The 14,571-nt window shown below is 64.8% G+C and carries 16 protein-coding genes; 5 read left to right on the forward strand and 11 right to left on the reverse strand.

Features of this window, described 5'->3' with window-relative positions; all coding sequences use genetic code 11:
- Window positions 1–15 precede the first annotated feature (15 nt).
- Complete coding sequence (locus RID42_01350; protein ID MEQ8246304.1) at window positions 16–801, reverse strand: class II aldolase/adducin family protein; 786 nt, start codon at window positions 799–801, stop codon at window positions 16–18.
- 129 nt (window positions 802–930) lie between these two features.
- Here RID42_01350 and RID42_01355 point away from each other — a divergent pair, with 129 nt between their 5' ends.
- Window positions 931–1,839, forward strand: coding sequence for a hypothetical protein (locus RID42_01355; protein ID MEQ8246305.1), 909 nt, complete (start codon window positions 931–933; stop codon window positions 1,837–1,839).
- A complete protein-coding gene (locus RID42_01360; protein MEQ8246306.1) occupies window positions 1,840–2,772 on the forward strand; it encodes a hypothetical protein in 933 nt (310 codons plus the stop codon).
- Here the strand turns inward: RID42_01360 and RID42_01365 are convergent.
- Entirely contained in the window at window positions 2,769–5,120 is a 2,352-nt protein-coding gene (locus RID42_01365) for a 1-deoxy-D-xylulose-5-phosphate synthase N-terminal domain-containing protein (GenBank protein ID MEQ8246307.1), read from the reverse strand. The two genes, RID42_01360 and RID42_01365, sit on opposite strands and share 4 nt — an antisense overlap.
- A gap of 120 nt (window positions 5,121–5,240) precedes the next feature.
- Between RID42_01365 and RID42_01370 the strand changes: the two genes are divergently transcribed.
- Both RID42_01370 and RID42_01375 read left to right on the forward strand, forming a co-directional pair.
- Window positions 5,241–5,735 carry an Lrp/AsnC family transcriptional regulator gene (locus RID42_01370; protein MEQ8246308.1) on the forward strand — a complete coding sequence of 165 codons (495 nt, stop codon included), beginning with the start codon at window positions 5,241–5,243 and terminating at the stop codon, window positions 5,733–5,735.
- A 10-nt stretch (window positions 5,736–5,745) separates the two neighbouring features.
- Window positions 5,746–6,471 carry a DNA alkylation repair protein gene (locus RID42_01375; GenBank protein MEQ8246309.1) on the forward strand — a complete coding sequence of 242 codons (726 nt, stop codon included), beginning with the start codon at window positions 5,746–5,748 and terminating at the stop codon, window positions 6,469–6,471.
- Here the strand turns inward: RID42_01375 and RID42_01380 are convergent, their stop codons facing one another.
- A complete protein-coding gene (locus RID42_01380; GenBank protein MEQ8246310.1) occupies window positions 6,472–6,669 on the reverse strand; it encodes a hypothetical protein in 198 nt (65 codons plus the stop codon). It lies immediately after the preceding gene.
- Window positions 6,670–6,797: 128 nt separating this feature from the next.
- Window positions 6,798–7,256, reverse strand: a complete 459-nt coding sequence (locus RID42_01385; protein ID MEQ8246311.1) for a VOC family protein — start codon at window positions 7,254–7,256, stop codon at window positions 6,798–6,800.
- A gap of 140 nt (window positions 7,257–7,396) precedes the next feature.
- Between RID42_01385 and RID42_01390 the strand changes: the two genes are divergently transcribed.
- Window positions 7,397–8,581 (forward strand): acyl-CoA dehydrogenase family protein, encoded by a 1,185-nt coding sequence (locus RID42_01390; GenBank protein ID MEQ8246312.1) that lies wholly within the window; start codon window positions 7,397–7,399, stop codon window positions 8,579–8,581.
- 3 nt (window positions 8,582–8,584) lie between these two features.
- Here RID42_01390 and RID42_01395 read toward each other — a convergent pair whose 3' ends face one another.
- From RID42_01395 to RID42_01425, 7 genes are all read right to left on the reverse strand, one after another.
- Entirely contained in the window at window positions 8,585–8,836 is a 252-nt protein-coding gene (locus tag RID42_01395; GenBank protein ID MEQ8246313.1) for a ParB N-terminal domain-containing protein, read from the reverse strand.
- 81 nt (window positions 8,837–8,917) lie between these two features.
- Window positions 8,918–9,247: a TfoX/Sxy family protein gene (locus RID42_01400; protein ID MEQ8246314.1), complete on the reverse strand. Its 330-nt coding sequence runs from the start codon at window positions 9,245–9,247 to the stop codon at window positions 8,918–8,920.
- Window positions 9,248–9,337: 90 nt separating this feature from the next.
- Window positions 9,338–10,078 carry a DUF4437 domain-containing protein gene (locus tag RID42_01405; GenBank protein ID MEQ8246315.1) on the reverse strand — a complete coding sequence of 247 codons (741 nt, stop codon included), beginning with the start codon at window positions 10,076–10,078 and terminating at the stop codon, window positions 9,338–9,340.
- Between the two features lie 60 nt (window positions 10,079–10,138).
- Window positions 10,139–10,729: a nucleotidyltransferase family protein gene (locus tag RID42_01410; GenBank protein MEQ8246316.1), complete on the reverse strand. Its 591-nt coding sequence runs from the start codon at window positions 10,727–10,729 to the stop codon at window positions 10,139–10,141.
- On the reverse strand, window positions 10,726–11,751 hold the full coding sequence (locus RID42_01415; protein ID MEQ8246317.1) for a VOC family protein: 1,026 nt from the start codon (window positions 11,749–11,751) through the stop codon (window positions 10,726–10,728). Before RID42_01415 ends, RID42_01410 begins: the two co-directional genes overlap by 4 nt.
- A gap of 11 nt (window positions 11,752–11,762) precedes the next feature.
- Window positions 11,763–13,121: an amidase family protein gene (locus RID42_01420; GenBank protein MEQ8246318.1), complete on the reverse strand. Its 1,359-nt coding sequence runs from the start codon at window positions 13,119–13,121 to the stop codon at window positions 11,763–11,765.
- A gap of 36 nt (window positions 13,122–13,157) precedes the next feature.
- Window positions 13,158–14,516: an amidase family protein gene (locus tag RID42_01425; GenBank protein MEQ8246319.1), complete on the reverse strand. Its 1,359-nt coding sequence runs from the start codon at window positions 14,514–14,516 to the stop codon at window positions 13,158–13,160.
- Between the last annotated feature and the right edge of the window lie 55 nt (window positions 14,517–14,571).

Raw genomic sequence — 14,571 nt, forward strand, 5'->3', positions numbered from 1 at the left:
TGAGTCCTCTCGGTTTCAAACGGCGTAGGTCATGCCTTTACGGTCGAGCAGACGTTTCATCGCGGGCCACTCGGTCTCGCCGCGTGGGCGACCGATATTCTCGAACTGCTGGGCGGTCTTTTCGCACATCTCCGGCGAGGGCAAATGCAATTCGCGCCCCGTCGCTTGCATCATCAGTTGGGCTTGGCAGGCCTTTTCGAGATCGTCCATGACGCAAAACGCTTCGCCGATCGAGCGACCGCCGACGAGTACGCCGTGATTGCGCAGGAACATGTTGCGGTGGTTGCCCAGGTTGGACGCCATCCGGGCGCATTCGTCGTCGTCCTGAGTCGGAAAGCCCTCGTAGTCGTGGTAGGCGATGCGGTTGTAGAACTGCAGCGCATGTTGGCTCACCGGCAGCAGGCCCTCCTTGAGCCCGGCGACCGCGATGCCCGCCAGCGAATGGTGATGGATCACGCAAGTAATATCCGAACGCACGTTGAGAACGGCGGCGTGAATCACATAGCCCGCCGGGTTCACGTCATAGGGATGATCCGGGTCGGCCTTGTTGCCGTCGCGGTCGATCCGCACCAGGCTGGAGGCGGTCACCTCGTCAAACAACAGGCCCACGGGATTGAGCAGGAAGTCGCCGTCGCTGCCCGGCACGCGTGCGGAGATGTGAGTATTGATCCGGTCGACGATGCCGAACTCGTTGCACAGCCGGTAGCACGCGGCGAGATCGCAGCGCACCTGCCATTCGGCGGCGTCGACCTTACCCTTGAGGTCGATATCGTGAACTTCGAATTCCGTACTTGCGGTCATGGTCGCCTCCCCTGGGTCACGATAGGACGCCGCGCCCGCCCAACTCAAGGGTTGCGGTCCGTGCCGTTTGCCAGCCCGGCCACCCCTCACCTACAGTGCTCTCCCGGCGTTCCAGCGAGAGGACATCCCATGGCTCACGACAAAGCAATTCTCGGCCCCATCGCGGGCGCCACCGTGCTGGCGCCCGATCTGGACGCGGCGGTCGCGCCCTATCTCGATTATCTCGGCTACCGTGTCCTCAGTAAGGGCACGGTGTCGGACGAGCAGGCCGCGGTCTGGAATACACCCGCGCATAAGGGCGCGGCCTTCAAGATCCTCGGCCCCGAAAGCGGCGAGCGGCAATGGATTCGGTTCGTCGAAGCGCCGCCGGTGCCGGGCTATAAGGCGATGACCACCTTCGGCTGGCATTCGATGGAGATCGGCGTCGCCGACGTCGATGCGATCCCGGCCAAATTAAAAGGGTCGCCGTTCAAGCACCTCGCCGGACCTAAGAATCTTGGCTCCACGTCGTCGATCCGCGCCATGCAGGTCCTGGGGCGGGCCGAGGAAGTTCTGTACCTGACGCAGATTCCCGACGATGGCAGCTTACCCCATCTACCGATCGCCAAGTCGTTCATTGACCGCATTTTCATCATGCCGCTGGGGACGCCCGACATGATGAAGTCGCGCGCCTGGTACATGGAAACCTTCGCGCAGGTCGAACCCGGCATGGTCGCCCCCGACATCGAACTCGGGCTGGTCACCGACGCGATGGGTTTGCCCAAAGGGACCAAGATGGGGATTTGCACGGTCAAGTTGGGCGGCCAGACACTGATCGAAATCGACCACTACCCGCCTTCGGCCAAGGCACGGCCGCGCAACGCAGGCAGCTTGCCGCCGGGGATCGCAACGGTGTCGTTCGTCACCGATTCGCTCGACAAGGTCGGGCTCCCGTTCCTCGCCGAACCCCAAGTCATCGCCGCCGCCCCCTATAACGGCAAGCGTGTCGGCGTCACCACCGGGTTGGCCGGGGAGCTCATCGAACTCGTCGAGGAATAGTTGAACACGCCGTCGACGGACCCGGGCGCGAGCACACCGGCGCCGCTGGGCCGTCTCGTCGCGGTCACGGTCGCGGTGGCCGATCTGCCGAACATCGTCGAGGCCTACCGCGCCCACCTTGGTTACCGCCTGCTCGAAAGCGCCTACGTGCCCGCCGCGCTGGCGCAGTCATGGGCCGCGCCGCAAAATGCCGAGGCGCGCTACGGCGTGATGACGCCGCCCGGCAATACCGGGGTAAGTCTGCGCTTTGTCGAGGGCCTGTTGCCCGAGACCTACCGGCCCTTGCGCACCTTCGGTTGGGCCGCGGTTGAAATCGTCGTCGCCGACGTCGACGGCCTGGCCCGGTCGTTGGCAGGCTCGCCCTTCGTCACCGTCAGTCCGCCCGCCGACCTCGCCTTCGGCGACGGCGCCCTGCGGGCGATGACCGTGCGCGGGCCGGCACAGGAAATCCTGATCTTCACTCAAATCCGCCGGGCCTTGCCGGGGTACGATTTGCCGATCGCCACCGACCCGGTCGACCGGCCATTCATTGCCGTCGCCGCCGCCGAGGATCTCGGCAAGGTACGGGCGTTTTACCGCGACAAGTTCCAACGCCCGGCCGGGCCCGAGGTGGCAACGCCGATCCGTGGGGTCAACGATGCCTTCGACCTTGAGCCGACGGAACGCCACCAGATGACAACGATCGCGCTCCCCGGCGAAAGCTATATCGAGATCGACCAATACCCTGAAATGACGGCCAAGCGCCGCGGCGTGCGCGGCTATTTGGTGCCGGGCATCGCGATGGCCACGTTCGAGACGCCGGGGGTGGACGACCTGCCGCTGTACTGGCTGGGCGAACCGAGTCGGTTCGATATCGCGCCCTATGGCGGGCGCCGGCAGGTCACCTGTTACGGCGCTGCGGGCGAGTTGATCGAACTGATCGAGACCGACTAGGCGCCCATCCGCGCAAGACAGGCGGTGGCGCAGGCGTCGACGATCGCCGCAGCATCCAGACCGTAGGTTCGGTAGAGGTCAGGGATATCGCCCGATTGACCGAAGCGGTTGACGCCCAACGGGTGGACCTGCTGCCCCCGGACGGAGCCAAGCCACGACAACGTCGCGGGCGCCCCATCGAGCACCGTGATCAACGCCGCGTCGGGGGCCAACCGGCTCAGAAGGCTGCCGGCGTGGGTTTGGCCGGTGCGTGCCGTGCTCCAATCGAGATGCAAGAGATCGGGCGAGGTGACCGCGAGCAACCCGGCGCCGGGGATGTCCTCGACGATTTCGGCATGGGCGGCCATCGCCTCGGGCGCGACCGCGCCAGAATAGACGATCGCCAGCGGCGCACCGGCATCCGGCGCGACCTGCCAATAGGCACCGCGGACGATGTCGTCGGCGATCCCGTCGATGTCACGGCTAGGCTGTTCCAGTGCACGCGTCGATAGGCGCAGGTACACCGAGCCGCCGTCGTCGGCCTGCATATGTTCAAAACCCCAGCGCATGATGACAGCAAGCTCGTCGGTGAACGCCGGGTCGAACGACGCGAGTTTGTCCTGCGCCATGCCGATGAGCGGCGTTGCGATCGATTGGTGGGCGCCGCCCTCGGGCGCGAGCGTGATCCCCGACGGGGTCGCCACCAGCATGAACCGCGAATCCTGGTAGCAGGCGTAGTTCAGCGCATCGAGGCCGCGCATGATGAACGGATCGTATAGCGTGCCCACCGGCAACAGACGTTTGCCAAAGATCGGGCCGGACAGGCCGGCGGCGGCGAGGAACAGAAAAAGATTGTTCTCGGCAATGCCGAGTTCGATGTGCTGGCCGTTCTGGCCCATCGACCATTTCAGCGGCGACAGCACCTTTTCGTCCTTGAACACGTCAGACCGTTCAAGCCGGTCGAAGATCCCGCGTTGATTGATCCAGGCGCCAAGATTGGTCGAAACCGACACGTCGGGCGACGCGGTGACGATCCGATCGGCCAGTTCGGAATCGCCGCGGCCCAATTCGTTGAGGATTTTGCCGAAGGCTTCCTGGGTCGACGCCTTACCGCCGCTTTGTTTGGGAAAGTCGATCGGCACCTCGACGCGCGGCGCGCGGTGGTTGCGATTGGCGAGGTCGAGAAACGGCGCGCGTTCGATAAACGATTGCAGCTTGTCGGGCGCAATGTCGAGCCCGGCAAAGGGCGCCCATTCCTCGCCCGAGGCAACGCCGAGGTGGTCACGAAACTGCGCCATCTGATCGGGCGTCATCAAACCCGCGTGGTTGTCCTTGTGGCCGGCGAAGGGCATCCCCTTGCCCTTGACGGTATAGGCGATGAAGCAATTGGGGCGCTCGGGGTCGGCCTTGGTGAACGCTTCGAGCACCGATTCCATGTCGTGACCGGCAAGGTCGGTCATCAGGTCGCCGAGCGCCGCGTCGTCATGTTCGTCAAGCAGCGCCTTGATCCCCGCGACATTGCCGATGTCGCGTTTGAGATGCTCACGAAAGCCCTCGCCGCCCTTGTAGGTCAGCGCCGAATAGAGCGAGTTGGGGCACTCGTCGATCCACTTTTCCAACGCGTCGCCGCCCGGCTTGGCGTAGGCCGCTTCGAGCTTCTTGCCGTATTTCAGTGTGATGACGTTCCAGTTGGTCGTGCGGAAAATATCGTCGAATCGCCCGAACAGACGGTCGGACACTGTCGAATCGAGGCTTTGTCGGTTGTAGTCGATGATCCACCAGAGGTTCCGCACGTCGTGCTTCCACCCTTCGAGCATCGCTTCCCACACGTTGCCCTCGTCGAGTTCGGCATCGCCCATCAACGCAACCATGCGTCCGGGCTCTTGGTCCTCGGGCATCATCTTGCGAGTAAATAGGTAGTCCTGGATCATCGAGGCGAACAAGGTCACCGCAACGCCAAGACCGACCGAGCCAGTCGAGAAATCGACCTGGTCGACGTCCTTGGTGCGCGAGGGATAGGACTGCGCGCCGCCCAGGGCGCGGAAGTTCTGCAGGTTCTCGACCGACTGACGGCCCATCAAGTACTGGATCGCGTGGTAGACCGGACTGGCATGGGGTTTGACCGCGACCCGGTCGGTGGGGCGCAGTTCGTTGAAGTAGAGCGCGGTGAGCAACGTCACCAACGAAGCTGACGACGCTTGGTGGCCGCCGACCTTCAACCCGTCGCGATTGGGCCGCAGATGGTTGGCGTGATGGATGGTCCATGACGACAGCCAGAACGACTTTTTCTCCAGCGCCTTGAGGCAGGCGAAATCGTCCGGCGCGAGGCCGGCAACGGTGTTGGCACGCGGGGCCCGGGTATCGGTCATGGGTATCCTCCTCAGAGGCGCACTGTAGCCGAGCACCGCCGCGCCAAGATTGCGAAAGATGCGCAAATATGGGAAGTATTTGCAATACTATGCGATGATTTTGGCAAACAGCACAATTTAATGGCAGAAACGAGCCTCGATTCGATCGATCGGCGAATTCTACAACAGCTCCAAGTGCGGGCGCGCCAAACCAATGTCGAGTTGGCCGATGCCGTCGGCCTATCGCCCTCGGCCTGCCTGCGGCGGGTGCGCGAGTTAGAAGAGCGCGGGGTGATCGCGGGTTACGTTGCGCTGGTCGCCCCGGCGGCACTTGGCCTTGGCGTCTCGGTCATGCTGAACGTTACGTTGGAGCGGCAGATCGAGACCGCGCTGGAGGAGTTCGAACGCCGCATCGCGGACTGGCCCGAAGTGATGGAGTGCTACCTGATGACGGGCGATGCCGACTACTTGTTGCGGGTCGTCGTCGCCGACCTGCCGGCCTACGAACACTTCCTGATGCACCGGCTGACGCGTGTGCCCGGGATCGCCAGCATCAAGTCGTCGTTTTCGCTCAAGCAGATCGTGCACCGCACGGCATTACCGATGGGTCATCTGTCTCCGGCCGCAAGGCCCTAGAGGAATCTAGGTGTCGTCCATCAAAATACTGGACGCCGTCCGCACCGATCTAATGCGCGCGGCCGAACCGGCCTACCGCAAGAAAATATCGGAACTGGTGCCGACCGGCGTGACGATCGTCGGGGTTCGGGTGCCAACGATCCGCCGTCTCGCGCAAACCTGGCACCGGGCACACAAGGACCTCGACCCGTCGACCGCGCTCGATCTGCTCGCCGCCGCGTTCGAGCGGCGGTGTCGCGAGGAGTTGGTATTCGCGATCGTGGTGTTGTCGCGGCTGAAAAAGAAACTTACGCCTGCGCACCTCGCGCGAATCGATCCGTTGATCGACCGCATCGAGGATTGGGAAGTCTGCGACCAACTGTCGATGAACGTAATCGGTGAGATCGTCGCGGGCGAAATCGGCGCAGGCGAAACAGGCGCGGTCGCGCGGCTGGAGAAATGGGCCAAGAGCAAAAACCCTTGGCGGCGCCGCGCCGCGATCGCTTCCACCACGGTGCTCAACCAAAAGGGCAGAGCCTACGCCGTGCCGACGCTGGCGGTTTGCCGTCACGTCATGGAGGAGAAGGATGCCGGGGTCAAAAAGGCGGTGGGCTGGGCGCTGCGCGAAGCCACCAAGAGCGATGCGAACGCCGTCTACGATTTTCTGTTGTCGTGGAAAGACAAGGCCGAGCGGCGCATCCTCAACGAGGGGTCGCAGAAACTCTCGGCGAACCGGCGCAAAACCCTGTTGGGCTAATCACGCCACCAGGGCAAGCGGGGTGCCGCGCCCCGCGAGGCGCATCGACACCACCCACCAAAACGCTTCGCCCTCATAGTCCTCGCGCCGGTGCGCTGCGAGGGCGAGTTCCGCCGCATGCCGGGCGGCGCCGGGGCCGCACATATCGACCAGGTAGTCCGTGAGGTGTGCCGCTTGATCTTCCATCCTGCCGGTCATCGGGCTCTCCCCTCGCGGGCCCCGCCGGTGCAGGGCCTACCCTTAGCCAACACGAGCCCGGGCGCCCTATTCCTCCCGGCGCCATGAACGCCGATCAAGCCCGCGTGAGCCGCCAGCGGGGGATTCGGTCAGAACCGCTGATTGATCTCGAGGAAATGGTCGTCGGGGTCCCACGCGGCCATCGAGCGCATCTTGATGGGCGCGCCGTCGCGGCTCTTCATGGACTGGTCGTAAGGCGCCTTGTAGATGCGATTGCCGAAATCTTTCATGCGGGTGTAGATCCCGTCGCAGTCCTCCGTTCCGATCACGAAAATCGTTGCGCCAATGCCCAATGTCGCCGCCTCGACAATCGGTTCGGGCGGCAAAGGCGGGTCAATCACCTGGAGCAACCCAATCATGCCGATGACCTCGTCCTCGCCCATCACCGTGGCAAAACGTCCTTTGGCACCGGATGCAAGCGGTATCGCGTCGCCCAGTACGGACTCGCGGTCCCAGCCCAAACGGAGGCCGACCACGTCGCGGTAAAAGGCAATCGAGCGATCAATGTCGCGCACGACAATCGTGGTGCGGCGCAGGATGTTTTGCATGGAACCTCCCAAGGCAGGCGGATCGGACGCCGGCACCATGACCGGCCCTTCGCGTAGCGGTCAATACACGCGCCGCGGTTGCGCCGTAGTCGCGCGGCGGTGACCATACTCCAAGGTTGTTTGGAAGTAGTGAGAAACGTATGTCCGTACCGACGATCGACGATCTTTGCGCGCGAGCAACCGCTTTGGTTCCCTATCTCAAAACCGAGGCCGCGGCGACCGAGCAACGCCGGGCGCTGTCGCCCGAGACGATGGCTAAACTGCACGACGCCGGTTTCTTCCGCTTTTTCCGTCCCAAAGCCTACGGCGGCTACGAGATGGACTGGGGCGCCCAGTACCGCTTTTCGAAAATTCTCGCGCACGCTTGCCCGTCGACCGCATGGGTGGCCTCGGTCGTCGGTCAGCATTCCTGTCATGTCGCGCGGTTCGCCAAACAGGCCCAGGACGAGGTCTGGCCCGACGACGCAGACTTGCTGATCACCACCGGATCGGTGCCGCGCGCCAACGTCAAGACTGAGCGGGTCGCCGGCGGGTATCAGGTGTCGGGTTCGGTCGGCTTTGCCAGCGGGGTCGACCATTCGGGATGGGCCATGGCGCTGTTTCCGATCGACGGCGTGCCCTGCCAAGTCCTGCTGCCGCGCACGGACTATGAGGTCGAGGACACTTGGTTCGTGGCCGGGATGCGCGGCACCGGCACCAAGGACATCCATGTGCCCGGCACCTTCGTGCCGGCGCACCGTGTCATGCCATCGGTCGCGTTCAACGAAAGCGGGCCGCCGGGGGCAGGCGTCAATCCGAGCTATATCTACGCGATGGAGTTCGCCCCGGTGCAGGGGTCGAGCCCGCTCGGGCCGCTGATCGGTACCGCCGAAGGGGCGCTCGAAGCCTATCTCGACATCACCCGCGCCAAAACCGGCGCGATCTTCGGCAACCGCGTCGCGGAAAGTTCGGCGGTACAAATGCGCGTCGCGGAATCGGCGGCAGAAATCCACGCCGCCGACGTCGTCGCGGTGCAGGACTTCCAGATTCTGCACGACGCCGGTAAGGCCGGCCGCCGCTTGAGCGACGGCGAGCGCACCGCGATCGTGCGCAACCGCGGACTGATCGCCAAGCTCTGCGTGCGCGCGACCCAGCGCCTGGTGCAGATGATGGGGGCGATCGGCCTGTCGGACGAAAACCCGGTGCAGCGGCACTACCGCGATGTCCAGGCGATGGCGACGCAAATCGGCGTCGCCTTCGACGTCAACATGCCGCCCTGGGGCCGTTGGGCCCTCGGCCTCGACCCCGGGCCGGGTCTGCACGGAAGCGAGAAACGCCGGGTCTAGGCGCTACTTCCGGCGGGCCTGGACCAGCAGCGCGCGGACGGTGGTTTCGCCCAGTGCCCGGCACGCTTCGAGCCGGTGCAACCCCTCGACGAGGATGTAGCGCTTTCCATCGTGGCGCACGTAGAGCGCGTTCTTGAGCCCCTCTTCCAGAATACTCGCCGACAGCGACTCGACGGTCTCCGGGTTGAGCGTCTTGCGCCGATCGACCGGCACATAGATCTCGTCGATCGGCACGTCGATTTCATCCCGTGGCATAGAGCCCCCGCTCCTTCGGTGCCGCGCCGCCGGGCGCGATCTTTCCCGCCTCCATGCTAGCGCGGAACGCGCGCTGCCGCGCTACTTCGCGGGCAGCGTGTCGGCGAAGGCTTCGGCCTTGTCGATCCACGACCTAAGCTGTTTGGCGGTCTTGATCCCTTCGGCGGCGACGTAAATCATGCCGGTCATCGGGCGACCGGTGAAGTCCATCGGGCGGGCGTGTTTTTGCTTGAGCGCCTTGCTGGCCGCCTCCGGCCCAAGCCGGAGCATCAGTTCCTGTTTGACGATGCCGCAGGCCATATTGCCGTGCAGCATAAAGGCGATGCCGCCGAACATTTTCTTTTCAACGACGTCGTCGCGGTGCCCGAGCATCGCGTGAACGCGTGCTGCAAGCTTCTCGTAGTAGGCCATGCCGCCCTCCCTGGTCGATCTCGTCAGTTTAATCGGCCATGCGGCCGCGATCTGCCGACAAAACGCCAGCACCCAACAAACCGTACGGGGTCAATCGGTGTAGCGATTGATTGCCCACAGCCCGTCGTGCCATTCGAGCATCGTCGTTTCCGCGGAGTTGACCGTGCGGTTGCCGCCGTGGACGCCGTAGGCGGGGTTGAACAGAAAGCTGCCGGCGCGAAAGGGATGCGCGTCACCCGCAACGGTGTCGCGGGTAAGACAAAAAATCTCTTCGTTGCACGGGTGCCATTCGGCACCGAGCCCGGAAACGCCCTTGGGGATCGTCAGGTGGCGCGTGTCGGCGCCGCTGACCGGATCCTGCCACAGCACACGGCGGACCACCCCGGTGGGTTTGCCATCGATCAACGACGGCGTCACCGCCACCGTGGCGGGGTCGAGCGCCACGATCGCACCAGGTTGTGGCTGCGCTGCGGCGGCCGGCGCATAGGTTTGCGGCGCATTCAAGATCAGGATCAGCCGCGTGCCTTGCGCCGCCCGCCAACGGAACGGATGACCGGCGGGGTGAAAAAAGAACGTGCCCGCCGCCAAGGCCGTCGTGCCATCGTGGACCGTACCCTGGATCACGTACCCCTGTTGCGCCGCTGTGCCGACCAATGCGTCCGACGACCAGCCCGCCGGCATCTCCACCAGCGCGCTGCGCACCGTTCCGTCCTCCAGCCGACGCAGAAGGCGCGCCGGCAGATCTGGCGGCGCCCCCGGCAGGGACAACGGCGCGAGGGGAAGATCGTCACTATGGAACAGGACCGAGGAATCGAAACTCAGATCGGGCATCTGTCCAGTCTAGCAGAAGGGACGGCACCGGTTGCAGCGAACGAACCGCCAGCTTACGGGCTATTCGACCGGCCACGGCAGAACGGTCAGTTCGGGCCATCGGCGGACCCAGGACGCGGCCTTCGCGGCGTAGCGGTCGGCGCGGCCCGGCGCGACGTTGGGGCGGATCGTGAAGTTCAGGACATCGTCGAGTCCGGCAGGCGCGTAGATCGCGAGCGCACCATCCCCGCCGCGGCGAATGCCGACCGACATTGAACGGGTCAGGAATTGATCGATCCCGTCCTCGGACGATTGCAGCACCGCGCACGGGGTGCCAAAGCGCGTTTCGTACCAAAGGTGGACGCGAGCCTGATTGCGAATCTCGATATCGACCCCGGGTAGCGGACCTAGCGCCGCCAGGGTGCGGCGAATCGCCCGGTCCTCCGCCTCGTAAGAGAGATCGCCGTCGTCGAAATAGAACACGTCGTAGTCGTCTATGCCGTATTGCGGGTCGCGGCCGGTCAGCGCGTTCCACACGCTTTGGCACACGCACCCCGCTGTCAGGTACCAGTTGGGCAACAGCGCATCGGTCAGTGAGGACAGAAGGGCACCGTTCACCGGATTGGCGAGAACGGCGCGCAGTACTCGATCCTCGGTCGTGGGAGGACTCACGCCTCGAGGGCTGTCCAGAAATACCCGTCGGGCGAATCGAACGAGAACGCGCGATGGCCGAACTCGTCCGGCGCGATCGACGTTACGGCCGTGGCGCCGGCCCCGACGACCTTTTCGCGCATGCCCGCAAGATCGTTCGCCCGGAATGAATTGCCGGTGTAGCCGAGGTGCCCTGGACGCGACAGATCGCGCCAATCGGGCGCGGGCCGGCCTTCGTCGAGCCGGATGACCTTGAGCCGCCCGGAGCGGCGCTCGGCCGGGGCGTTGGTCGCGCGGGGATCATCGAAGTCGCTGGCGTAAAACGTTTCGCCGTCGGCGAGGTCGAAAATGCGGGCCGGACCGCTGCCCGCCACGCCCACCGTGGTCGAATCGTTGAGCCGAACCATGCCGAGGGTGTCGTCGTAGAAGGTGAGGCTTTTTTTGCTGTCGTCCTGGATCATCAGGCACTGGTGGGTGAACTGACTGGTCTGGAACAGGCAGTGCGGATCGATCCGGCCATATTGGGGCAATTCCCAACCGACGAACTCGATAAAGACCTGGCGGGTCAGCGGGCCCAACGCCACCATTTCCCGCACGCCGGGAATCGCTTGGGCAAACGGCGCAAGTTTGTCGCGCGGGGTAAAGCCAGCAAAGAACGGCGGCACGACCCATCGCGTCTCGCCCACCTGCTGCGCCGCCTCGGCGTGATCGTGCAGGCGGGCCACATTGAGGGTCTTCTGCCCGGTCCAACGCGTGCCCCGTCCCCGGATGGCGCGGGCGCCGAGTCCGTCGCCCACGGTGCCGTCCCACACCATCAGCCGCACCAACCCGTGATCGGCGTCCTGATGTTGCAAGCGGATCGAGCGCAGGCCGAGGTTGACGCCGTAGAGTGCCTTGGCCGCCGCCGCCTCTAGCCGACCCTCCGGGCCGACGCGGTAGCCGAAGGCTTGCCAGTAGCGGATCGCCGCGACCGGATCGGGTACCGCGTGGAACGCCTCGAAGAGCCCGCCCACGATACGCGGGCTTGGGGTCGGTGGCGACATTGATCCCTCCCCTAGGCGCGCAGCACTGACTCGATCGATAGCCCCAAGGCCAACAGTCGCTCGTCCTCACCGCCCGGCGCATAGACCATGAACCCTGTCGGCATCGCGTTGGCGTTCGTGCCGCTCGGTATAGTCAACGCACACACGCCCAAGATGTTACCAAGGTTGGTGTTGGCAAGCGCCAGCCAGTTGTGGCTGTTGAACGTGTGCCAACTAGCTTCAAGATCGGCGATGGCCGGCGCGGTGTTCTTGGTGGTCGGCATCGCCAGGAGTGCGTCGGGCCCCAGCACATCGGCCAAGGCCGCGCGCAATCGACGGTGCCCCTCAAGAACGTGAAGCAGGTCATCGGCGGTCATCTTCTTGCCCAGCGAAAGGTCGTGCCACACCCGGAAGTCCATCTTGGTGTAGTCGGGACCTTCGAGAATATGACGCATCGTGTGCCAACCCTCGGCCCAGGCGAGCAACCCGTGTTGTTGGGTTAAGACCAAAACCTCGTCTAACAGCGGCACGCGTTCGCGCCTGATCCTCACGCCGGCACGCGCCAAGTTTTCAATCGCCGCGTCGAAATTCGCTACGATCGCGTCTTCGACGTCGTCGAAGACGACGTTGGTCGGAACCACCAGGGTTGCGCCCTCGAGCGGCGCTGCAGCCATCGCTTCGGGTTTGCGCCCGCGCAACACCCGTTCAAGCAGGATGCAATCCTCGACTGACCGGGCCAACGGGCCGATCGTGTCGAGCGTCGGCGACAATGCAGCCAATCCGCGTTTGCCGATATGTCCCTCTGACGATTTGTAACCGACGAGGCCGTTATAGGCCGCGGGGACACGCACCGAACCGCCGGTGTCGGTGCCGATACTGACCGGCGCTAGACCGGCCGCGACGCAAACCCCAGATCCCCCGGATGAGCCGCCCGGCGCGCGCGGCGTCGCGGTATCGTGCGGATTGATCGGGGTCCCAAAATGCGGGTTCAGGCCCAACCCGGAAAACGCAAACTCGGGCAGACCGACCTTGCCGAGGGCGACCATGCCGGTTGCCGCTGCATGGGCAACAGCGGCGGCATCGGCGGTCGCCGGTGGGTTGTTGCGGTACAGCGCAGAACCGCAGGTCGTGATCGTGCCGGCGATATCGAACAAGTCCTTCCAACTGATCGGTACACCGTCGAGCGGACCGCGGCTGTTGCCCCGCTTAAGCCGCTGCGCGGCCGCTTCGGCCTCGGTGCGCGCCCGCTCGGCGGTAACGGTCGTATACACCGCGCGGTTGTCGGTGGCGGCGATTCGTTCGAGAAAGAACGCGGTTACCTCGACGGCGTCGAGGGCACCTGTCTGGAGCGCGCGACCGATCTGTGCCGCCGTCGCTACGCTGAGTTCCATCGATCCCCCCTTTGTGCGTCCGGCACGCTGCCGTCTCTAAATTTCCAACGCCCGTTGCACGCTTTGCAGGTAGCACATCAGGAGTTCGTCCTGGCCGGTATAGGCATTGAACAGGATGCCCGTCGGCAACCCCTGCGCGTCGACACCCGAGGGCAACGTGAATCCGGGTAGGTCGAAGTAGTTGCCGAGCATTGTGTTGCGCAGCGCGGTTAGGTTCGTCGCGTGAAATAGATCGTCGTCGGCGTCGAGCGGGGCGATCGCCGGCGCGGTGATCGCGACCGTCGGCATCGCCAGGAAGGTCGGCCCCTCCATTTGCGCGCCCAGTTGGCGGTTAAGAACGCGGCGGGTTTCCGAGATTGCAATGTAGTCCGCGGCGGACTGGCCGCGGCCACGTTCGATCCGCGACACCACCCGCCGGTCGATCCGGCCGCCGTCGGGCCCGTCGACGAGGCTACCCAAGGTATAGAACGCCTCGGCGGTGGCGAGGGTGCCGTGGGCGGTGGAGGACGCCAGCATTTCTTCGAACACCTCGAAGCGGCGGCGTTGCACGGTAACCCCGGCGCGCGACAGACGCGACAGCATCGTTTCGAAATTCGCGGCGACCGCATCCTGGGCTTCTTCGAAGACGAGGTTTTCGGGCACCACGACAGTGAGATCGCCCAGGCCCGCGGCACGCGGGACGACCACGAGTTGGCGGCGCAGGGCGCGCTCCATCAACACGCAATCCTCCACCGACTTGCCCAACGGGCCGATGGTATCGAGCGTCAATGAAAGCGGTTGAACGCGCTCTTTATTGATATGGCCTTGCGAGGACTTGTAACCGACCAACCCATTGAACGCGGCCGGGATGCGTACCGACCCGCCGGTGTCGGTGCCGATGGCGATGGGCGCCAGACCGGCCGCGACCGCGACCGCCGAACCAGAGGACGAACCGCCGGGCGCGCGCGCAGTATCGCCGCTGTGGGGATTGATCGGCGTGCCATAGTGCGGGTTGAGGCCGAGGCCGGAGAAGGCGAACTCGGTCAGGTTGACCTTGCCCAGCACAACCATGCCCGCGGCGGTGCAGTTCTTGACGATGGGGGCGTCGTCGTCGGCGGGCGGGCGTTGGCGGTAGAGGTCCGAGGCACAAGTCGTCGGCGCGCCGCGCACGTCGACCAAGTCTTTCCACGCCACCGGCACGCCGTCGAGCGGCCCGAGCGGATGGCCCTTGGCGTAACGCGCGGCGCTCGCCTTGGCCTCTTGGCGGGCGCGCTCGGCGGTCACCGTGATAAACACCGAGCGGTCCTTCGACGACGCGATCCGATCGAGGAAGTGCTCGGTCACCTCGAGCGGATCGAGCGTTTTGTCGCGCATCGCGCGGCCCAATTGGGCGGCGGTAAGGGAACTGATATCCATGACTGGCGGTTATGCCCTGTTGATCTGGCGACGACAAGCGGCGGCGGATAACGAC

This window comes from Alphaproteobacteria bacterium (assembly GCA_040216735.1).
Classification (GTDB): domain Bacteria; phylum Pseudomonadota; class Alphaproteobacteria; order SHVP01; family SHVP01; genus CALJDF01.

Excerpts from the sequence above, each read along its gene's own strand:
- RID42_01405 (MEQ8246315.1), bottom strand. The coding sequence starts at position 10,078 with ATGCCCGATCTGAGTTTCGATTCCTCGGTCCTGTTCCATAGTGACGAT.
- RID42_01425 (MEQ8246319.1), bottom strand. The coding sequence starts at position 14,516 with ATGGATATCAGTTCCCTTACCGCCGCCCAATTGGGCCGCGCGATGCGC.
- RID42_01390 (MEQ8246312.1), top strand. The coding sequence starts at position 7,397 with ATGTCCGTACCGACGATCGACGATCTTTGCGCGCGAGCAACCGCTTTG.
- RID42_01380 (MEQ8246310.1), bottom strand. The coding sequence starts at position 6,669 with ATGACCGGCAGGATGGAAGATCAAGCGGCACACCTCACGGACTACCTG.
- RID42_01385 (MEQ8246311.1), bottom strand. The coding sequence starts at position 7,256 with ATGCAAAACATCCTGCGCCGCACCACGATTGTCGTGCGCGACATTGAT.
- RID42_01415 (MEQ8246317.1), bottom strand. The coding sequence starts at position 11,751 with ATGTCGCCACCGACCCCAAGCCCGCGTATCGTGGGCGGGCTCTTCGAG.
- RID42_01370 (MEQ8246308.1), top strand. The coding sequence starts at position 5,241 with ATGGCAGAAACGAGCCTCGATTCGATCGATCGGCGAATTCTACAACAG.
- RID42_01400 (MEQ8246314.1), bottom strand. The coding sequence starts at position 9,247 with ATGGCCTACTACGAGAAGCTTGCAGCACGCGTTCACGCGATGCTCGGG.
- RID42_01420 (MEQ8246318.1), bottom strand. The coding sequence starts at position 13,121 with ATGGAACTCAGCGTAGCGACGGCGGCACAGATCGGTCGCGCGCTCCAG.
- RID42_01355 (MEQ8246305.1), top strand. The coding sequence starts at position 931 with ATGGCTCACGACAAAGCAATTCTCGGCCCCATCGCGGGCGCCACCGTG.
- RID42_01350 (MEQ8246304.1), bottom strand. The coding sequence starts at position 801 with ATGACCGCAAGTACGGAATTCGAAGTTCACGATATCGACCTCAAGGGT.
- RID42_01365 (MEQ8246307.1), bottom strand. The coding sequence starts at position 5,120 with ATGACCGATACCCGGGCCCCGCGTGCCAACACCGTTGCCGGCCTCGCG.
- RID42_01395 (MEQ8246313.1), bottom strand. The coding sequence starts at position 8,836 with ATGCCACGGGATGAAATCGACGTGCCGATCGACGAGATCTATGTGCCG.